Source organism: Streptococcus sp. k-628 (assembly GCF_013277475.1).
Classification (GTDB): Bacteria; Bacillota; Bacilli; order Lactobacillales; family Streptococcaceae; genus Streptococcus.
Genome location: NZ_VMMZ01000017.1, coordinates 1 through 18,293 on the forward strand (window position 1 = coordinate 1; position 18,293 = coordinate 18,293).

An 18,293-nucleotide genomic window follows, 5' to 3' on the forward strand; every position below is an offset into this window, starting at 1 on the left:
ATATCTACGGCAAGGCGACGTTGACGCGGTTTGAAGAGATTTTTGAAGAGTATTGTTGTCTTGGTGCTCAGGGTGTGATGGATTAAACTAGGAAAATAATTCTAAGAATTTATAAAACATAAAATATTTTTCTATAGGATTATTCTCTTATACAAGGAGTCTACTATGAAGAAACTATTCATATTATTATCAACTTTTTTTCTCAGCTTCTTCCTTGCTTGGATTATTGTCTTACGTGCGCCACAATATTTATTTGCAAGCTATGATTCCGTTTCCTTACTTCGTGTCAAAAAAGATACTCAGGAACCGACGCGTGAGGTATTTGAACAGGAATTGGAGAATTTTGTAAACTCAGAACAGAGTTTAATAGCTAGAAGAATCGTAGAGCCGAGTAAGGATGGGACGACTCACTTTACTTATGCAACTTATGGTCAGGGAACTTTACCAAAAGAATTCCAAGAAGCTAGCCAAGAAAGTCGTGAACGTAGTGATCCGCTAAATAGTTATCTCCTTTTGTCAGGCTCCTTGACGAAAGAAAAGCTTGCTGATAAATTAGGAGATTTGGGTTATAAAGCAATTCCTGACCGAAAGATAACGCCCTATTTTCTTGCTTTTCAAATATTACTAAATCCCCTTATTTTAATTAGTTTAGCAATATTTGGCTTATCTTTCTTTGCTCTAGTGATTATCACTCGGATTAAGGAAATGAGAGCAGCAGGTATAAAACTCTTTTCTGGTCAGACTCTCTTATCCATCATGGGGCATTCTTTATCGACTGATATCAAATGGCTCCTTCTATCAGCCCTCCTTTCCTTCCTAGGTGGAGGAGTCGTTCTTTTTAGTCAAGGTTTGTTTTATCCTATCTTGTTAGCCACCTATGGTTTTGGGATTAGTTTCTATCTTTTGTTTTTATTGGGTATTTCAATTTTACTAATGCTCCTTTATCTAATGAGTTTGAGTTACAAAGCATTAGTTCCCGTTATTAAGGGAAGATTACCCCTTAAACGCCTGATGGCTTTAACCCTATTGTGTCAGTTAGTAGCTGTTTTTACAGTGGGATACGCTGTTAAGACAGGCTTGACGTCTTACCAACGATTGAAAGAACTTGACATTTCAAAACAGGCATGGAAGGACAGAGCAGACTATTATCAAATTTCTTTTGGCTTAGGTGATAGAGGAAAAGATACAGAAAATCAGAGCAAGTGGTATGAATTTTCCAAAGAAGCAGTTGAACAAGAACAGGCTCTATTTGTAAAAGATAATCTCATTCATTTTGCAAATCCTCAAGGAAAAAATGAACAGGGAGAGACACTGGATACCTATAGTCCAGATGCTAATGTTCTCTATGTCAGCCCAAGTTATTTGGACAAGGAAAAGGTCGTGGTAGATGCTGAGACCAAACAGAAGTTAGTCCATCTTCAAAAAGGAGAATTTGGACTCTTACTACCAGAATCTCTTCGTTCACAGGAAGCAGAACTTAAGAAAGCTTTTGAAGAAAGTTTGAACTATTACGGGCAATCAAGTGAGGAGGCAAGTGCTCCTTTAGAGTATGAAATGAGAGCGATTGTTAGCTATCTTCCAACTGGAGAAAAGCGATTTGTTTATAATAACGGTGAAAGCCCAGTATCCATTCAGTACTTAACCGATCCGATTTTAGTTGTATTTACTCCAACATCTACAGGTGATAGTTTCATTTCAAAATATGTTTGGTCTATCAATGCTGGAAAACAACTTTTTATCAAAGGATATGAGAGTGGGCTAGAACTCTTAAAGAAAGCTGGGATTTATGAGCAAGTATCTTATCTTAAAGAAGGAAGAAGTGTTTATCTAACTCGTTATAATGAAGTTCAAACTGAAACAGCAACTTTAATCTTAGGAGCTATTGTGGGGATAGCTAGTTCCTTGTTACTCTTTTATTCTGTCAATCTTCTATATTTCGAGCAATTCCGCAGAGATATCTTGATTAAACGAATTTCAGGTTTACGATTTTTTGAAACACATGCTCAGTATATGGTTAGCCAATTTGCCAGTTTTGTATTTGGTGCTAGTCTCTTTATTTTAAGCAGTCGAGACTTGGTGATTGGCTTGCTCACTTTATTAGTCTTTCTAACTAGTGCAGTTTTGACGCTTTACCGTCAAGCGCAGAAAGAATCTCGTGTTTCTATGACAATTATGAAAGGAAAATAGGATGATTGAACTAAAGAATATATCTAAAAAATTTGGAAGCCGTCAGCTATTTTCAGATACCAATCTTCATTTTGAAGGTGGGAAAATTTATGCCTTAATCGGTACAAGTGGCTGTGGTAAGACAACACTCTTGAATATGATTGGACGATTAGAGCCATATGACAAAGGGCAAATCATCTATGATGGCACTTCTCTTAAAGACATTAAGCCCTCTGTTTTCTTTAGAGATTACTTGGGATACCTATTTCAAGATTTTGGCTTAATTGAAAGCCAAACCGTCAAAGAGAATCTCAATCTTGGTTTAGTTGGTAAAAAGTTGAAAGAAAAAGAGAAAATCTCTTTGATGAAACAAGCTCTAAACCGTGTTAACCTCTCTTATTTAGATTTAAAGCAACCTATCTTTGAATTATCAGGAGGAGAAGCACAACGTGTTGCACTAGCGAAGATAATTTTAAAGAATCCACCTTTGATTCTGGCAGATGAACCAACCGCTTCACTAGACCCCAAAAACTCTGAGGAATTACTTTCTATCCTAGAATCTTTAAAAAATCCGAATCGGACCATTATTATTGCGACCCACAATCCTCTGATTTGGGAGCAAGTGGACCAAGTCATTCGAGTTACCGATTTATCACATAGATGATATGGCAAGATTCAGTTATGAAGAAAGAGTCACAAACACACTTTGTGGCTTTTTTATTTCCATAAAAATGGTAAAATAGTAGGAGTAGAAATGGAGTTCGAGACATGAAAGTAATAGATCAGTTTAAAAATAAGAAAGTCCTTGTTTTAGGTTTGGCCAAGTCTGGTGAATCGGCAGCTCGTTTGTTGGACAAGCTAGGTGCCATTGTGACGGTAAATGACGGGAAACCTTTCGAGGACAATCCAGCTGCCCAAAGTTTGCTGGAAGAAGGGATCAAGGTCATTACAGGTGGCCATCCTTTGGAACTCTTGGATGAAGAATTTGCCCTCATGGTAAAAAATCCAGGTATCCCTTACAGCAATCCCATGATTGAAAAGGCTTTGGCAAAGGGAATTCCAGTCTTGACTGAGGTGGAATTGGCTTATTTGATTTCTGAAGCACCGATTATCGGTATCACAGGTTCAAATGGAAAAACAACCACAACGACCATGATTGGGGAAGTTTTGACTGCTGCTGGTCAACATGGTCTCTTATCAGGAAATATCGGCTATCCTGCCAGTCAGGTTGCTCAAACAGCGACAGACAAGGAGACGCTTGTCATGGAGCTTTCTTCTTTCCAACTCATGGGCGTTCAAGAATTCCATCCTGAGATTGCGGTTATTACCAACCTCATGCCAACTCATATCGACTACCACGGTTCTTTTGAGGAATATGTAGCAGCCAAGTGGAATATCCAGAACAAGATGACAGCGGCTGATTTCCTTGTTTTGAACTTTAATCAAGACTTGGCAAAAGAATTGGCTACTAAAACACAAGCTACTGTAGTTCCATTTTCAACACAGGAAAAGGTTGATGGAGCTTATTTGGAAGATGGTCAGCTCTACTTCCGTGGAGAAGTGGTCATGGCAGCGAATGAAATCGGAGTTCCAGGTAGCCACAATGTGGAAAATGCCCTTGCGACGATTGCTGTAGCCAAGCTTCGTGGTGTAGATAACCAAACCATTAAGGAAACTCTTTCAGCCTTTGGTGGTGTCAAACACCGTCTCCAATTTGTAGATGAAATCAAGGGTGTCAAGTTCTATAATGATAGCAAATCAACCAATATCTTGGCGACTCAAAAAGCCTTGTCAGGATTTGACAACAGCAAGGTGGTCTTGATTGCAGGTGGTTTGGACCGTGGTAATGAGTTTGACGAATTGGTGCCAGACATTACTGGACTCAAGAAGATGGTCATCCTTGGTCAGTCTGCAGAACGTGTCAAACGGGCAGCAGACAAGGCTGGTGTGGCATATGTGGATGCGACTGACATTGCAGATGCGACCCGCAAGGCCTACGAGCTTGCGACTCAAGGAGACGTGGTTCTTCTCAGTCCTGCCAATGCCAGCTGGGATATGTATGCTAACTTTGAAGTACGTGGCGACCTCTTTATCGACACAGTAGCGGAGTTAAAGGAATAATATGAAAAAAATTGTCTTTACAGGTGGGGGGACGGTTGGACATGTTACCCTCAATCTTTTGTTAATGCCCAAGTTCATCGAAGATGGCTGGGAAGTCCACTATATCGGGGACAAGCGTGGTATAGAACACCAAGAAATCCTCAAGTCAGGCTTGGATGTCACTTTCCACTCCATTGAGACTGGGAAATTGCGTCGTTATTTCTCTTGGCAAAATATGCTGGACGTCTTTAAAGTTGGCTGGGGAATCGTCCAATCTCTCTTTATCATGTTGCGACTTCGTCCACAGGCCCTTTTTTCAAAGGGAGGCTTTGTCTCAGTACCGCCTGTTATCGCTGCGCGTGTGTCAGGAGTTCCTGTCTTTATTCACGAATCGGACCTGTCTATGGGATTGGCCAATAAAATCGCCTATAAATTTGCGACTAAGATGTATTCAACCTTTGAGCAAGCTTCAAGTTTGTCTAAGGTCGAGCATGTGGGAGCAGTGACCAAGGTTTCAGACCAAAAAGGTCCAGAACCAGATGAATTGGTGGATATTCAAACCCACTTTAATCCCCAATTGCCAACTGTATTGTTTGTCGGTGGTTCTGCAGGTGCTCGTGTCTTTAACCAATTGGTGACAGACCATAAGAAAGAACTGACAGAGCGCTACAATATTATCAACTTAACTGGAGATTCTAGCCTGAACGAGTTGAGCCAAAATATTTTTCGTGTTGACTATGTGACCAATCTCTATCAACCCTTGATGGAATTGGCTGATATTGTTGTGACACGAGGTGGCGCTAATACGATTTTTGAGCTCTTGGCTATGGCAAAATTACATGTCATTGTGCCACTTGGTCGTGAAGCAAGTCGTGGTGACCAGATTGAAAATGCAGCTTACTTTGTAAAAAAAGGCTATGCAGAAGAGCTTCAAGAAAGCGATTTGACCTTGGATAGTTTGGAAGAGAAGCTTTCTCACTTACTAAGTCACAAGGAAGACTATCAAACTAAGATGAAGGCTTCTAAGGAATTGAAATCTCTAGCAGATTTTTATCAATTGTTGAAAAAAGATTTATCATAAGGAAAGTAAATGTCAAAAGATAAGAAAAATGAGGGCAAAGAAATCCTCGAAGAATTTAAAGAGTTATCAGAATGGCAGAAACGAAACCAAGAATATCTAAAAAAGAAGGCTGAAGAAGAGGCAGCCCTAGCTGAGGAGAAGGAAAAGGAAAGACAAGCTCGAATGGCTTCGAAATCTGAAAAGTCAGATGCAACTGAGGACCAGGAGAGTGAATCTGATCCAAAAGACCCAGAATCAGCTAAGGGAGAGTCTGAAGAAAAAGTAGAATCCTCAGAGGGTGACAAAGAGGAAGAAGAGATAGAAGAATCAGGGTCTAAAGAGAAGGAGGAACAGGATAAAAATCTTGCTAAAAAGGCTCCAAAGGAAAAAGCAGCCAAAGCAAAGATTCCTGGCCTCCATATCTTGCGAGCTCTAACGATTTTATTTCCAAGTCTGCTTTTATTGATTATCTCTGCCTACCTACTCAGTCCTTATGCGACCATGAAGGATATCCGTGTTGAGGGAACGATGCACACTACGGCTGATGATATCCGACAGGCTTCAGGCATTCAGGATTCGGATTATACGATTGACCTTCTGCTAGATAAGGCAAAATATGAAGAGCAGATCAAGTCTAACTATTGGGTGGAATCAGCTCAGCTTGTCTATCAATTTCCAACTAAGTTCACTATCAAGGTTAAGGAATATGATATTGTGGCCTACTATATTTCTGGTGAAAACCATTATCCTATTCTTTCCAGTGGTCAGCTTGAGACCAGTGCTGTGAGTTTGGTCAGTCTGCCAGAAACTTATATATCAGTTCTCTTTAATGACAGCGAACAAATCAAGGCTTTTGTCTCAGAACTTGCTCAAATTAGCCCAGAACTCAAGGCAGAGATCCAAAAGGTGGAACTAGCCCCAAGCAAGGTGACTTCCGATTTAATTCGATTGACTATGAATGATTCGGACGAAGTCTTGGTTCCCCTGTCTGAAATGAGTAAGAAATTACCTTACTACAGTAAGATTAAACCTCAATTGTCAGAACCGAGTGTGGTCGACATGGAAGCTGGAATCTATAGCTACACTGTAGCGGATAAATTGATTATGGAAGCTGAGGAAAAAGCCAAACAAGAGGCTAAGGAAGCCGAGAAAAAACGGGAAGAAGAACAGAAAAAACAAGAGGAAGAGAGCAATCGAAACCAAACGACCCAGCGCTCATCGCGTCGCTAGTCTTACCTTTTCTCCTATAGCTCTTTAGTTTCCATGTTTTTACTTGACAAGTGCTAGTAGAAATAATAGAATAATAGAAAACCTTTAAAGCAGTCCAGAGAGGCAGCTAAGGTTAGACGGTGAAAGGGTGGAGACTACCCATTTTTCGTGGAACCTTGCTGTTGGCAGGTTCCTTTTTTCGTGGTTTCTGTTGGCCAGATTCTCTCACTAGCAAAGGTAAAAGGAGAAACCTATGCGAGAACATCGTCCAGTCATTGCTCTTGATTTTCCTAGTTTTGAGGTGGTCAAGGAATTTTTAGCTCTTTTTCCAGAGGAAGAAAGCCTTTATCTAAAGGTAGGGATGGAGCTTTATTACGCAACAGGGCCTGAGATTGTGTCCTATTTAAAAGGTTTGGGTCATAGTGTCTTTTTGGATCTTAAGCTGCATGACATTCCCAATACAGTCAAGTCAGCCATGAAGGTCTTGTCTCAGCTTGGAGTGGATATGACCAATGTTCATGCGGCTGGTGGTGTAGAGATGATGAAGGCTGCGCGTGAAGGTCTTGGAATCCAAGCCAAATTGATTGCAGTGACTCAGCTGACCTCAACCTCAGAAGAGCAGATGCAGGAGTTTCAAAATATCCAAACCAGCCTGCAAGAGTCTGTCATTCATTATGCTAAGAAGACAGCTGAAGCGGGTTTGGATGGTGTCGTTTGCTCGGCTCAGGAAGTGCAACTCATCAAGCAGGCTACCAATCCAGATTTTATCTGTTTAACACCGGGCATTCGTCCTCAGGGAGCTGCTGTTGGAGACCAAAAACGTGTGATGACACCTGCTGATGCCTATCAAATCGGCAGTGACTATATCGTAGTGGGACGTCCCATTACCCAAGCTGAGGATCCTGTTGCAGCTTATCATGCCATCAAGGATGAATGGACACAGGACTGGAATTAAAGAACTAGATTATAAAAATAAAAGGAGAATACCATGACACTTGCTAAAGATATCGCTAGCCATCTCTTGAAAATCCAAGCCGTTTACCTCAAACCAGAGGAGCCTTTTACTTGGGCATCTGGTATCAAGTCGCCTATTTACACGGATAATCGTGTGACACTAGCCTATCCAGAAACTCGTACTCTCATTGAAAATGGCTTTGTGGAAGCCATCAAAGAAGCCTTTCCTGAGGTAGAAGTGATTGCAGGAACTGCGACAGCAGGGATTCCACACGGAGCTATCATTGCTGATAAGATGGACTTGCCTTTTGCCTACATCCGTAGCAAACCAAAAGACCACGGAGCTGGTAATCAAATTGAAGGCCGTGTAGCCCAAGGTCAAAAAATGGTGGTGGTTGAAGATCTTATTTCAACAGGTGGTTCTGTTCTCGAAGCCGTAGCAGCCGCTAAACGAGAAGGAGCAGATGTGCTTGGAGTTGTAGCGATTTTTAGTTACCAATTGCAAAAAGCAGATAAGAATTTTGCAGATGCTGGTGTCAAACTAGTAACACTTTCAAACTATAGCGAGCTTATCCATCTAGCCCAAGAAGAAGGCTATATCACCCCAGAAGGCTTGGATCTCCTAAAACGCTTTAAAGAAGACCAAGAAAATTGGCAAGAAGTGTAAAAAATCAAAAGACTAAAAGGTTAAAAATTATACTATTCTGTCATATCAGGTATATGAATGACAAGATTGAAGTTGTTAATGTTTTTTACGTCAATTGTTTCAGTTTTAGATTTGCTTGGCTTGCTCTTATATAAAAAGTAGCACACGTCATGAAAGTTACAAGGGTTAAAGTATAATCCATAAACATGGTCAGATCCCTTTTCTGAGATTTTGGAATTTCTTGCTTATCCCAGTTTTTTCAGTGATTTTAGCGTCAAGTCCGGTAAATTCCCAAACTAACTTCCACCGCTAATCCAAGTGGAAGTTAGTCTGAAAAAAATCGTAAAAACCAGTGGAAATCCGTGTCAGGGTAAGTTCCACTGGTTTTAATCATGCTTGATTTCATCGCTTTTGTAGCCAAAATGAATCGAAAAAAGAGCGCACAAAATCCCCTCATCTGCAAGCGTTTCAGATTAAGTTCCGCTATGGTGGAAGTTAGTGTGAGACGTTTGAATGGGGTTAAAGATTAGTTTTTAGAACTTATGTTGGAGTAATTTAGACGACTGGCAGACGTCTTCTGCAGGTATTTTAGAAATGCCGAGAATCTTAGGAATCTCTTCTCAATAGGTAAAGGCAAAGAGCTCATAGGCTGACTTTCCATTTAAAGCAGCACGTTTGACGCTGTTGACATGCGAACAGACGAGATTGATGTCCCCTTGAGTTAAGTTGTCAAAAGAAGTTCCCTTAGATAGAATGTCTCGAATCAGCGTGTGATTTTTCTCAATTCTCCCTTTCTGGTCAGAGCGATTAGGGTCACAAAAGAAGAGTTTACTCTCTCCTCGCACATCCATTTCGATGTCATCAACCCTTGCAAACTCTCCACCATTATCGGTAAGAATGACAGGAAAGAGTTGGAAGAAATCTTTGTCCGCTTGGTGAAGAGTGTTCTTGATGTCATAGAGGTGTTTGGTAACCTCAAGGGCAGTTTTATTATCCAGAAGTCTAGCGAAGATAAAGTTACAGAAAGACAAGTTGAAGGTGAGTAGGAGTTTACCTCCCATTCTGCCCATAACTGTATCCATTTCCAGCCAAGAGTCTAGTTGATTAAGGGCTAAATAGTTTTGGAAATCCTCATAGGAACGGCCTTTTTTCGCTTCTTTAGGGATGGAAGGTAGCTTACTTTTCCGTCTTTCTTTGAATTTAACGGCTCTGGCTAGGTCAATAGGAGCGATAGATAGGTATCCTTTTCGGATGTGTCGATAGACGGTTGAGGAGCTGACATCAAGGTTATGAGTTTTGAGAATATGATAGATGTGTTGTCCCTTTTTAACACCATCAGAAATGACTTTGTCCATGTCCCAGAAGGTTTTGGAATTGAGGGGAGTTCCTTCACGAGATTCAACAAGAGTTTGTTCGTACTGCTTTTGAGCTTGTTTAGCGAGATAGAAGATCTTCTTATAGCCACAATTCTGTCTTCTTTTAGGACATCCATTACAGACAAAGGGAGCTTTGTCGAGTAGAGGGCAAGGAAGGTTATAGCATGTAGATTCTCTAACTTGTCTGTTTCGTTTCACTTCTTTGGAAACAGTAGTTGGGTCTTTTAGAACAAGTTGCCCGATAGCTTTGAAGGTTTCACCGCGCTCTAAGCCTAATTGGATATCATTACGGTCTGAAAGGGTAAGGTGTTTATGTTTTGTCATAGTAGACCTCATTTCTAATTCAAACGTCTCACACTTAATTCCACCATAAAAATCCGTTTTAGACTAATTTCCACTTTGGTCAGGTAAGTGGAAGTTATTTTGAGAAGTTAGCTAGCGTCAAGTTCTTTTTAGTTTTGAAAGATTATCCGTGAATTTCTTGGCTATTTATGATAAAATGGGAGTATCGCAAAAAATGACTCATCGTATTCAATTTTGAGTAAAACTAGGAGGATCCCATGTCAACAGAACATATGGAAGAACTAAATGACCAGCAGATCGTTCGCCGTGAAAAAATGGCTGCGCTCCGTGAACAAGGAATCGATCCTTTCGGAAAACGTTTTGAACGTACTGCAAATTCACAAGAATTAAAAGATAAATATGCCGACCTCGATAAAGAACAATTACACGATAAAAACGAAACAGCTACTATCGCAGGACGCTTGGTAACCAAACGTGGTAAAGGTAAAGTAGGTTTTGCCCACCTTCAAGACCGCGAAGGACAGATTCAAATCTACGTTCGTAAAGATGCTGTCGGTGAAGAAAACTACGAAATCTTCAAAAAAGCAGACCTTGGTGACTTCCTTGGTGTCGAAGGCGAAGTGATGCGTACAGATATGGGAGAACTCTCTATCAAGGCTACTCACATCACACACTTGTCTAAGGCTCTTCGTCCTCTACCAGAGAAATTCCATGGTTTGACAGACGTTGAAACAATTTACCGTAAACGTTACCTTGACTTGATTTCTAACCGTGAAAGCTTTGAGCGCTTTGTCACTCGTTCAAAAATCATTTCTGAAATCCGTCGTTACCTTGACCAAAAAGGTTTCCTTGAAGTGGAAACACCTGTTCTTCACAACGAAGCTGGTGGTGCGGCGGCCCGTCCATTTATCACCCACCACAATGCCCAAAACATTGACATGGTGCTTCGTATCGCGACTGAGCTTCACTTGAAACGCCTTATCGTCGGTGGTATGGAACGCGTCTATGAAATCGGACGTATCTTCCGTAACGAGGGAATGGATGCCACTCATAACCCTGAATTTACTTCTATCGAAGTCTACCAAGCTTATGCTGACTTCCAAGACATCATGGACTTGACTGAAGGCATTATCCAACACGCTGCTAAATCAGTCAAAGGCGATGGCCCAGTTAACTATCAAGGTACTGAAATCAAAATCAATGAACCATTTAAACGTGTTCACATGGTGGATGCTATCAAAGAAATTACTGGTGTCGATTTCTGGCAAGACATGACTTTCGAGGAAGCCAAAGCTATTGCTGCTGAGAAGAAAGTTCCAGTTGAGAAACACTACACTGAAGTTGGTCACATCATCAATGCCTTCTTTGAAGAGTTTGTTGAAGAAACCTTGATCCAACCAACCTTTGTCTATGGACATCCAGTAGCTGTATCTCCACTTGCTAAGAAGAATCCTGAAGACGAACGCTTTACTGACCGTTTCGAGCTCTTCATCATGACTAAGGAGTACGGTAATGCCTTTACTGAGTTGAACGATCCAATCGATCAACTTAGCCGTTTTGAAGCCCAAGCTAAAGCTAAAGAACTTGGTGACGATGAAGCGACAGGTATCGACTACGACTACATTGAAGCCCTTGAATACGGTATGCCACCAACAGGTGGTTTGGGAATCGGTATCGACCGTCTCTGCATGCTCCTCACTGATACAACTACTATCCGTGATGTATTGCTCTTCCCAACAATGAAATAAGCTCTTATCCTCTGGTACTTGTCAGAGGATTTTTTTGATGAAAAAAGAGACTGAATTTAAGGAGAAAATGAAGTATAGTGTGTTGAAGTTGAAATAGTACACTTTGATTTCTAAGATATTGTTAGAAATTGGTTTAAATTCCCTAATCAATTTGCGCATGTTTTATTTCATTTTACGATAGTACGCTGAAACTTTTCAAAAAGTACTAGAAATTGACTTGGATTCTCCAATTGATTTGTTCAGATTCACTATAAATAAAAAATTAATAAGTGGGATAGGAAGTTAGCGTCAACTAGGATAGTATCTTGCTTAAACAGTATATATGGGACTGATATAAGTCCCTAGGCCCTATTAGAGGATGTTCTGGTGTCTTATTCACTTGTTTTTTATAGCATTGGTAGATAGAATCAGCAAATAAAAAAGTAGTTCAAATGCCTGGCAGCAAAAAATCTCAACGATTCACTTAATATAGACTAAAGTTTAGAGTTTAAGGAAAGTAGGGATAGTATATTGTATGAAAAAATAAGATGGTTTTTAAGCAAAACTCTTGAAAATGATTGAAAAAAGAGTTATTATAGATGTATAGTAAAAAGCAAACGCTTACTTAATCAAGGAGGACAGTTTATGTCATACAAAACAAGCAATGCAGAAGGGCATGTAGATTTCATCAATACCTATGATTTGGAGCCCATGGCGCAAAAAGTGATTCCTAAAGCAGCATTTGGCTATATCGCCAGTGGAGCAGAAGATACTTTCACTTTACGTGAGAATATCCGCGCCTTTAACCACAAGCTCATCGTTCCGCATACGCTTTGCAATGTAGAAAATCCAAGTACAGAGATTGAATTTGCAGGTGAAAAATTGTCTTCACCAATCATTATGGCGCCTGTTGCGGCTCATAAATTAGCGAATGAACAGGGTGAAGTGGCGACTGCGCGTGGTGTGCATGAGTTTGGTTCTCTTTATACAACTAGCTCATACTCTACTGTTGACCTTCCAGAGATTTCTGAAGCCCTCCAAGGGACACCTCATTGGTTCCAATTTTACTTTAGTAAAGATGATGGCATTAACCGCCACATCATGGATCGTGTGAAGGCTGAAGGTTATAAAGCGATTGTCTTGACGGCAGATGCTACTGTAGGGGGTAATCGTGAGGTTGATAAGCGTAATGGTTTTGTCTTCCCAGTTGGCATGCCGATTGTTGAAGAATATCTGCCAGAAGGTGCTGGTAAATCAATGGACTTTGTTTACAAATCAGCTAAACAACGCTTGTCTCCACGTGATGTAGAATTTATCGCTGAATACTCAGGACTTCCTGTGTATGTCAAGGGACCACAATGCCGTGAGGATGTTGAACGTTCGCTTGCTGCAGGTGCCTCTGGTATCTGGGTAACCAACCACGGTGGTCGTCAAATCGACGGTGGACCAGCTGCCTTTGATTCACTTCAAGAAGTGGCAGAAGCAGTTGATAAACGTGTGCCAATTGTCTTTGACTCTGGTGTTCGTCGTGGTCAACATGTCTTTAAAGCCTTGGCTTCAGGAGCAGACTTGGTAGCTATTGGTCGCCCGGTTATCTATGGCTTGGCACTCGGCGGTAGTGTTGGTGTGCGCCAAGTCTTTGAACACTTGAATGCGGAATTGAAGACAGTCATGCAGTTGTCTGGAACTCAGACTATTGAAGATGTCAAACATTTCAAACTCCGTCACAACCCATACAACCCAACCTTCCCAGTTGACCCCCGCGACTTAAAATTGTATTGATAAAATGATTGCCTCCACTGAATGTGGAGGTTTTTCTTCGTGTATTGGAAGAATAAATCGCTATCAAAAACTATATAAAGATATTTTTCGGTCAAATATCTTGCTAGGGCTTTCATTTTTTGCTATACTGGTGTAGTAATTAAATAATAGAGACATTTGGGGTGCTTTAGGCTGAGATGATACCCATTGAACCTGATACAGTTAAGACTGGCGAAGGGAAATGTAAAACGTTTTTTCGTATGGCGAAATGAACGGTCTAATCTTGTAAGTCAACTCTAATTCTTGATTGTAATTGGAGTTTTTTTGTTTATATAAACTGGATAGTCTTGTTTAGGTAGCTCTCTGCAAATGCCCTCAATGTTCTTTAAAAGGATCAAGTGGAATTAGGATTTTACTTGGTATCTCTTGGTGTTTTATTGATTACTAAGGAGTAAAGAGAGGAAAAATAAATATGGAAACACAGGTTTATGCATTTGAGCCAGGTCTGACTGTTGAAGAATTATTAAAAAGCAGTCAGAAGGATTGGCAAGCTGCAATCAATCATCGTTTTGTCAAGGAACTTTTTGCAGGGACAATTGAGAATAAGGTCTTAAAGGACTACCTGATTCAAGATTATCATTTCTTTGATGCCTTCTTATCCATGCTGGGTGCCTGCGTAGCCCACGCAGACCAGCTTGAATCCAAGCTTCGTTTTGCCAAGCAACTAGGCTTTCTTGAAGCAGATGAAGATGGTTATTTCCAAAAGGCTTTCAAAGAGTTAAAAGTATCTGAGAATGACTATCTGAAAGTGACCTTGCACCCTGTAACAAAAGCCTTTCAGGATTTAATGTATTCTGCTGTTTCTTCATCAGACTATGCCCATCTTTTGGTCATGCTGGTCATTGCAGAGGGTCTCTATTTAGACTGGGGTTCTAAAGATTTGGCTCTACCTGAAGCCTATATTCATTCGGAATGGATCAATCTCCATAGAGGTCCTTTCTTTGCAGAGTGGGTTCAATTTCTTGTTGACGAACTCAATCGTGTCGGGAAAGGTCGAGAAGATTTGACAGAACTTCAGCAACGCTGGAATCAAGCGGTCGCTTTAGAATTAGCCTTTTTTGATATTGGTTACGATGTCTAGGGAAAGTTCAGGGTACTGACAAATTTGACGAGGTAAATCATTCAATGTAACTGAAAAAAATTCTCAACTAAAGATAGAGATAAATCGAAATCAATAGATCGTATAAAGTGAAAAGGAAGGAATTCAATATGACAAGTTTAAAATTATTAAAAGAAAAAGCACCATTGGTCATTTGTATCACCAATGATGTAGTAAAAAATTTCACAGCAAATGGATTAGTAGCACTGGGTGTCTCACCAGCCATGAGTGAGTTTCCAGCAGATTTAGAGGATTTATTAAAGTATGCTGGTGGCTTATTAATAAATATAGGAACATTGACAGATGAAAATTGGAAATTATACCAAGCTGCTCTTAAAATTGCAGAGAAATATAATGTCCCAGCAGTTTTAGATCCTGTAGCCTGTGGAGCAGGAGAATATAGAAAAAAAGTAGCAGATGATCTAATTAACAATTACAAACTAGCAGCGATTAGAGGAAATGCTGGCGAGATTGCCTCTTTAGTAGGAATAAGTGTGGCATCTAAAGGAGTAGATAGTGTGGGAGTAGATAATATTGACGAGATTGCTCTAGCAGCAAATGAGAAGTTCAATATTCCTATAATAGTAACAGGTGAAGTGGATGCGATTGCTGTTAATGGAGAAGTGGTAACGATTCATAATGGTAGTGCCATGATGCCAAAAGTCATTGGGACAGGATGTTTATTAGGGGCAGTGGTAGCAAGCTTTATCGGACTAGAAAAAGGTCAAGAATTGAAATCATTAGAAACAGCAATGTTGGTTTACAATATCGCTGGAGAAATGGCAGAAAAACGTCCAAATGGACATCTTCCTGGAACATTTAAAGTTGAATTTATAAATGCCTTATATGAGATTACAGATGAAGATGTAAAGAAATTCAAAAGAGTGAAGTAAAATGTTTCATAAAGAATTACTAAAACTATATTTTATTTGTGGAACGACTACTTGCCAAGGTAAAGATCTATATAGAGTCGTTGAGGAAGCCTTAAAAGGTGGTATAACCTTATTTCAATTTCGTGAAAAAGGGGAGGGAGCCTTAGAAGGTAAAGAAAAAGTCGAATTAGCAATTAAACTACAGGATCTTTGTAAAAAATACAATGTTCCGTTTATTGTTAATGATGATATTGATTTGGCGATGGAAATTGACGCTGATGGCGTACATGTAGGACAAGATGACCTTGGAGTTGATGAAATTAGAAAATTGATGCCAGCTAAAATAATTGGTCTTTCTATAAAAAACGAGAAAGAATTTCAACAGTCAAAAGTTGAATATGTAGATTATGTTGGTGTTGGTCCTGTATTTGATACCCAGTCAAAAGATGATGCTGGTGGCGCTATAGGTTATGAAGGTCTTAAATTGATGAGAAAACTATTGCCACAAATGCCCTTAGTTGCAATTGGTGGGATACAGACGCAACATATTAAAGACATTATACAGACCAATATGGATGGTGTTTCAATCATTTCAGCAATATCGTATGCAAAAAATATAGAAAAAACTGTTCGAGAAATGAGTGAACAATAGGTATCTATCTAACCAAAGAAAGATCTGCTGTATTTATTAGTGCAAGGCTGTATTTCCAGTTCAATTTCTTGAACTAGTATAAAATGTGTGTTATAATAATCACATAATTAAATAATAAAGACATTTGGGGTGCTTTAGGCTGAGATGATACCCATTGAACCTGATACAGTTAATACTGGCGAAGGGAAATGTGAAATGTTTTTTTCGTATGTCGAAAAGAACGGTCTAATCTTGTAAGCTGAACTCTAATTCCTATCTGTAATTAGAGTTTTTTCTTTTACGAAACTGGATGAAGGTGATATAAAGCCTTTTGGTAGCTCACCTTGAGTGCCCCACTTTTCTTTAAAAAAAGGAGTTTTTTATGTTGAAAAAATGGCAGTTAAAAGATGTTATCTTGCTTGCTTTCTTGTCTATCTTTTTTGGTGGGGTTTTCGTTGGTTCAGGATATGTGTATAATATTCTCAGCCTACTCTTAACACCTCTTGGCTTGCAGGCCTTTGCCAATGAAATCCTCTTTGGTCTCTGGTGTATGGCTGCGCCTATTGCGGCCATCTTTGTTCCAAGAGTAGGAAGTGCAACGATTGGTGAAGTGCTAGCTGCGCTTGCTGAAGTCCTTTATGGCAGCCAATTCGGTCTAGGTGCCCTTTTGTCTGGCTTGGTTCAAGGTTTGGGAAGTGAACTTGGTTTTATCGTAACTAAGAATCGTTATGAAAGTTGGCTATCTCTAACTGCCAACAGTATTGGGATTACGCTTGTTAGCTTTGTCTATGAATACATTAAGTTAGGTTACTACGCCTTCTCCCTTCCTTTTGTCCTTTCCTTGCTTGTGGTGCGCTTTATTTCTGTCTTTTTCTTCTGTACCATCTTGGTTCGTGCCATTGTCAAACTCTATCATCAGTTTGCAGCTGGAGGAAAGGCATAGATGGGTCTGGAATTACGGGAGATTCAGTCCCCAATTTTTTCGGAACCGATTGATTTTACTTTTCATGGGCAAGCCTTTACCTTGTTAGTTGGGAGCAGTGGGTCTGGAAAATCGAGTCTCTTTCAAATGATTGCTCAAGTCATTTCTCTTCCCTATAGCGGTCAAGTCCTGATAGATGGGAGTGAGGTCAGTCAGCTTTCTATCGTCGAACGTGTCCAGACGGTTGGTATTCTCTTTCAAAATCCCAATCATCAATTTACCATGGAGAACTTGTTTGAGGAGCTGATTTTTACCTTGGAAAATATTGGGCATCCCGTTCAGGAAATTGATTCTAAAATAGCAGAGGTTGTCCAGCAATGTCGCTGCAAGGCAATATTGCACCGTCCCATTCATCACTTATCAGGTGGGGAAAAGCAAAAGGCTGCTTTGGCTGTTCTCTTTGCTATGAATCCTAGGGTCTATCTCTTGGATGAGCCCTTCGCCTCCATTGACCGCAAGAGTAGGATAGAGATATTGGAGATTCTAAAAGAGTTGGCTTCTAATGGGAAGACAGTTATTTTGTGCGACCATGATTTAACGGACTATGAAGCCTATATCAACCATATGGTGGAGCTAAGAGACGGGCAACTAAGGGAAATAAATCAAATTCCTTCCTCTGAGATGACACAGGTTTCTTCAAAGGGAGTTGCTTCTAGCCCAGAACTATTCCATATGGACCGTGTGACTTGTGAGCTGGGTAATTACCCCCTCTTTTCGATTGTGAATTTTACATTTTACCAAGGAATTTCCTGTATTTTGGGTGACAATGGTGTCGGGAAATCAACCCTCTTTCGGTCTATTCTTCAATTTCAAAAGTATAAGGGGCGCATTACCTGGAAGGGTTCGGTCTTGAAAAAGAAAAAGAGTTTGTATCGTGACCTGACGGGTGTTGTTCAGGAAGCTGAGAAGCAGTTTATCAGAGCCAGTCTGCGAGAAGAGCTTCAATTAGATGGACCTGATTCTGAAAGAAATCAGCGGATACTCCAAGCTTTACAATATTTTGATCTGGAGCAGGCAGTCGATAAGAGTCCCTATCAATTAAGTGGTGGCCAGCAAAAGATTCTTCAGCTCTTGACCATCTTGACCAGCAAGGCTTCTGTGATTTTGCTAGATGAGCCTTTTGCAGGTTTGGATGATAGAGCTTGCCATTATTTCTGTCAGTGGATTGTGGAGGAGAGAAATCAAGGAAGAAGTTTTCTGATCATTAGTCATCGTTTAGATCCCTTGATCTCTGTGGTTGATTATTGGATTGAGATGACTAGTCAGGGTCTTTGTCATGTGAAATCAGTGACAGTTACCAAACCACTTACATCTCAGAGTAGCAATACTCAAGGGGAGGTGAGATAG

General features: G+C 40.2%; 14 protein-coding genes, 1 pseudogene and 2 riboswitches. Of the genes and pseudogenes, 14 read left to right on the plus strand and 1 reads right to left on the minus strand.

From position 1 onward, the window contains the following. Positions 1–165: 165 nt before the first annotated feature. The 7 genes from HT730_RS02890 (at position 166) to pyrE (ending at position 8,156) form a co-directional block, all read left to right on the plus strand. Positions 166–2,187: a bacteriocin-associated integral membrane family protein gene (locus HT730_RS02890; protein WP_173306757.1), complete on the plus strand. Its 2,022-nt coding sequence runs from the start codon at positions 166–168 to the stop codon at positions 2,185–2,187. A gap of 1 nt (position 2,188) precedes the next feature. Then, on the plus strand, positions 2,189–2,830 hold the full coding sequence (locus HT730_RS02895) for an ABC transporter ATP-binding protein (protein ID WP_173306758.1): 642 nt from the start codon (positions 2,189–2,191) through the stop codon (positions 2,828–2,830). A 104-nt stretch (positions 2,831–2,934) separates the two neighbouring features. Continuing rightward, on the plus strand, positions 2,935–4,287 hold the full coding sequence (gene murD, locus HT730_RS02900) for a UDP-N-acetylmuramoyl-L-alanine--D-glutamate ligase (RefSeq protein ID WP_173306759.1): 1,353 nt from the start codon (positions 2,935–2,937) through the stop codon (positions 4,285–4,287). 1 nt (position 4,288) lies between these two features. Continuing rightward, on the plus strand, positions 4,289–5,347 hold the full coding sequence (locus HT730_RS02905; RefSeq protein ID WP_173306760.1) for a UDP-N-acetylglucosamine--N-acetylmuramyl-(pentapeptide) pyrophosphoryl-undecaprenol N-acetylglucosamine transferase: 1,059 nt from the start codon (positions 4,289–4,291) through the stop codon (positions 5,345–5,347). A gap of 9 nt (positions 5,348–5,356) precedes the next feature. Continuing rightward, positions 5,357–6,556 carry a cell division protein FtsQ/DivIB gene (locus tag HT730_RS02910; protein WP_173306761.1) on the plus strand — a complete coding sequence of 400 codons (1,200 nt, stop codon included), beginning with the start codon at positions 5,357–5,359 and terminating at the stop codon, positions 6,554–6,556. A 232-nt stretch (positions 6,557–6,788) separates the two neighbouring features. Next, on the plus strand, positions 6,789–7,490 hold the full coding sequence (gene pyrF, locus HT730_RS02915; RefSeq protein ID WP_173306762.1) for an orotidine-5'-phosphate decarboxylase: 702 nt from the start codon (positions 6,789–6,791) through the stop codon (positions 7,488–7,490). Between the two features lie 33 nt (positions 7,491–7,523). Then, complete coding sequence (pyrE, locus tag HT730_RS02920; RefSeq protein WP_000170917.1) at positions 7,524–8,156, plus strand: orotate phosphoribosyltransferase; 633 nt, start codon at positions 7,524–7,526, stop codon at positions 8,154–8,156. 512 nt (positions 8,157–8,668) lie between these two features. On the opposite strand, the pseudogene HT730_RS02925 reads toward pyrE, so the two are convergent. Further along, a pseudogene (locus HT730_RS02925) lies at positions 8,669–9,835 on the minus strand (IS30 family transposase). Between the two features lie 236 nt (positions 9,836–10,071). Here HT730_RS02925 and lysS point away from each other — a divergent pair. The 7 genes from lysS (at position 10,072) to HT730_RS02960 (ending at position 18,293) form a co-directional block, all read left to right on the plus strand. Beyond that, a complete protein-coding gene (gene lysS, locus HT730_RS02930; protein WP_020902752.1) occupies positions 10,072–11,562 on the plus strand; it encodes a lysine--tRNA ligase in 1,491 nt (496 codons plus the stop codon). Between the two features lie 624 nt (positions 11,563–12,186). Next, positions 12,187–13,323 (plus strand): L-lactate oxidase, encoded by a 1,137-nt coding sequence (gene lctO / locus HT730_RS02935; protein ID WP_088791092.1) that lies wholly within the window; start codon positions 12,187–12,189, stop codon positions 13,321–13,323. Positions 13,324–13,470: 147 nt separating this feature from the next. Beyond that, positions 13,471–13,559: riboswitch (TPP riboswitch) on the plus strand. Positions 13,560–13,774: 215 nt separating this feature from the next. Further along, a complete protein-coding gene (locus tag HT730_RS02940; RefSeq protein WP_173306763.1) occupies positions 13,775–14,443 on the plus strand; it encodes a TenA family protein in 669 nt (222 codons plus the stop codon). A 128-nt stretch (positions 14,444–14,571) separates the two neighbouring features. Continuing rightward, a complete protein-coding gene (gene thiM / locus HT730_RS02945; RefSeq protein WP_173306764.1) occupies positions 14,572–15,354 on the plus strand; it encodes a hydroxyethylthiazole kinase in 783 nt (260 codons plus the stop codon). Position 15,355: 1 nt separating this feature from the next. After that, positions 15,356–15,985 carry a thiamine phosphate synthase gene (gene thiE / locus HT730_RS02950; protein WP_173306765.1) on the plus strand — a complete coding sequence of 210 codons (630 nt, stop codon included), beginning with the start codon at positions 15,356–15,358 and terminating at the stop codon, positions 15,983–15,985. A gap of 115 nt (positions 15,986–16,100) precedes the next feature. Beyond that, positions 16,101–16,189, plus strand: a riboswitch (TPP riboswitch). Positions 16,190–16,346: 157 nt separating this feature from the next. After that, positions 16,347–16,907 (plus strand): ECF transporter S component, encoded by a 561-nt coding sequence (locus HT730_RS02955; protein WP_173306766.1) that lies wholly within the window; start codon positions 16,347–16,349, stop codon positions 16,905–16,907. Further along, positions 16,908–18,293, plus strand: coding sequence for an ABC transporter ATP-binding protein (locus tag HT730_RS02960; RefSeq protein WP_173306767.1), 1,386 nt, complete (start codon positions 16,908–16,910; stop codon positions 18,291–18,293).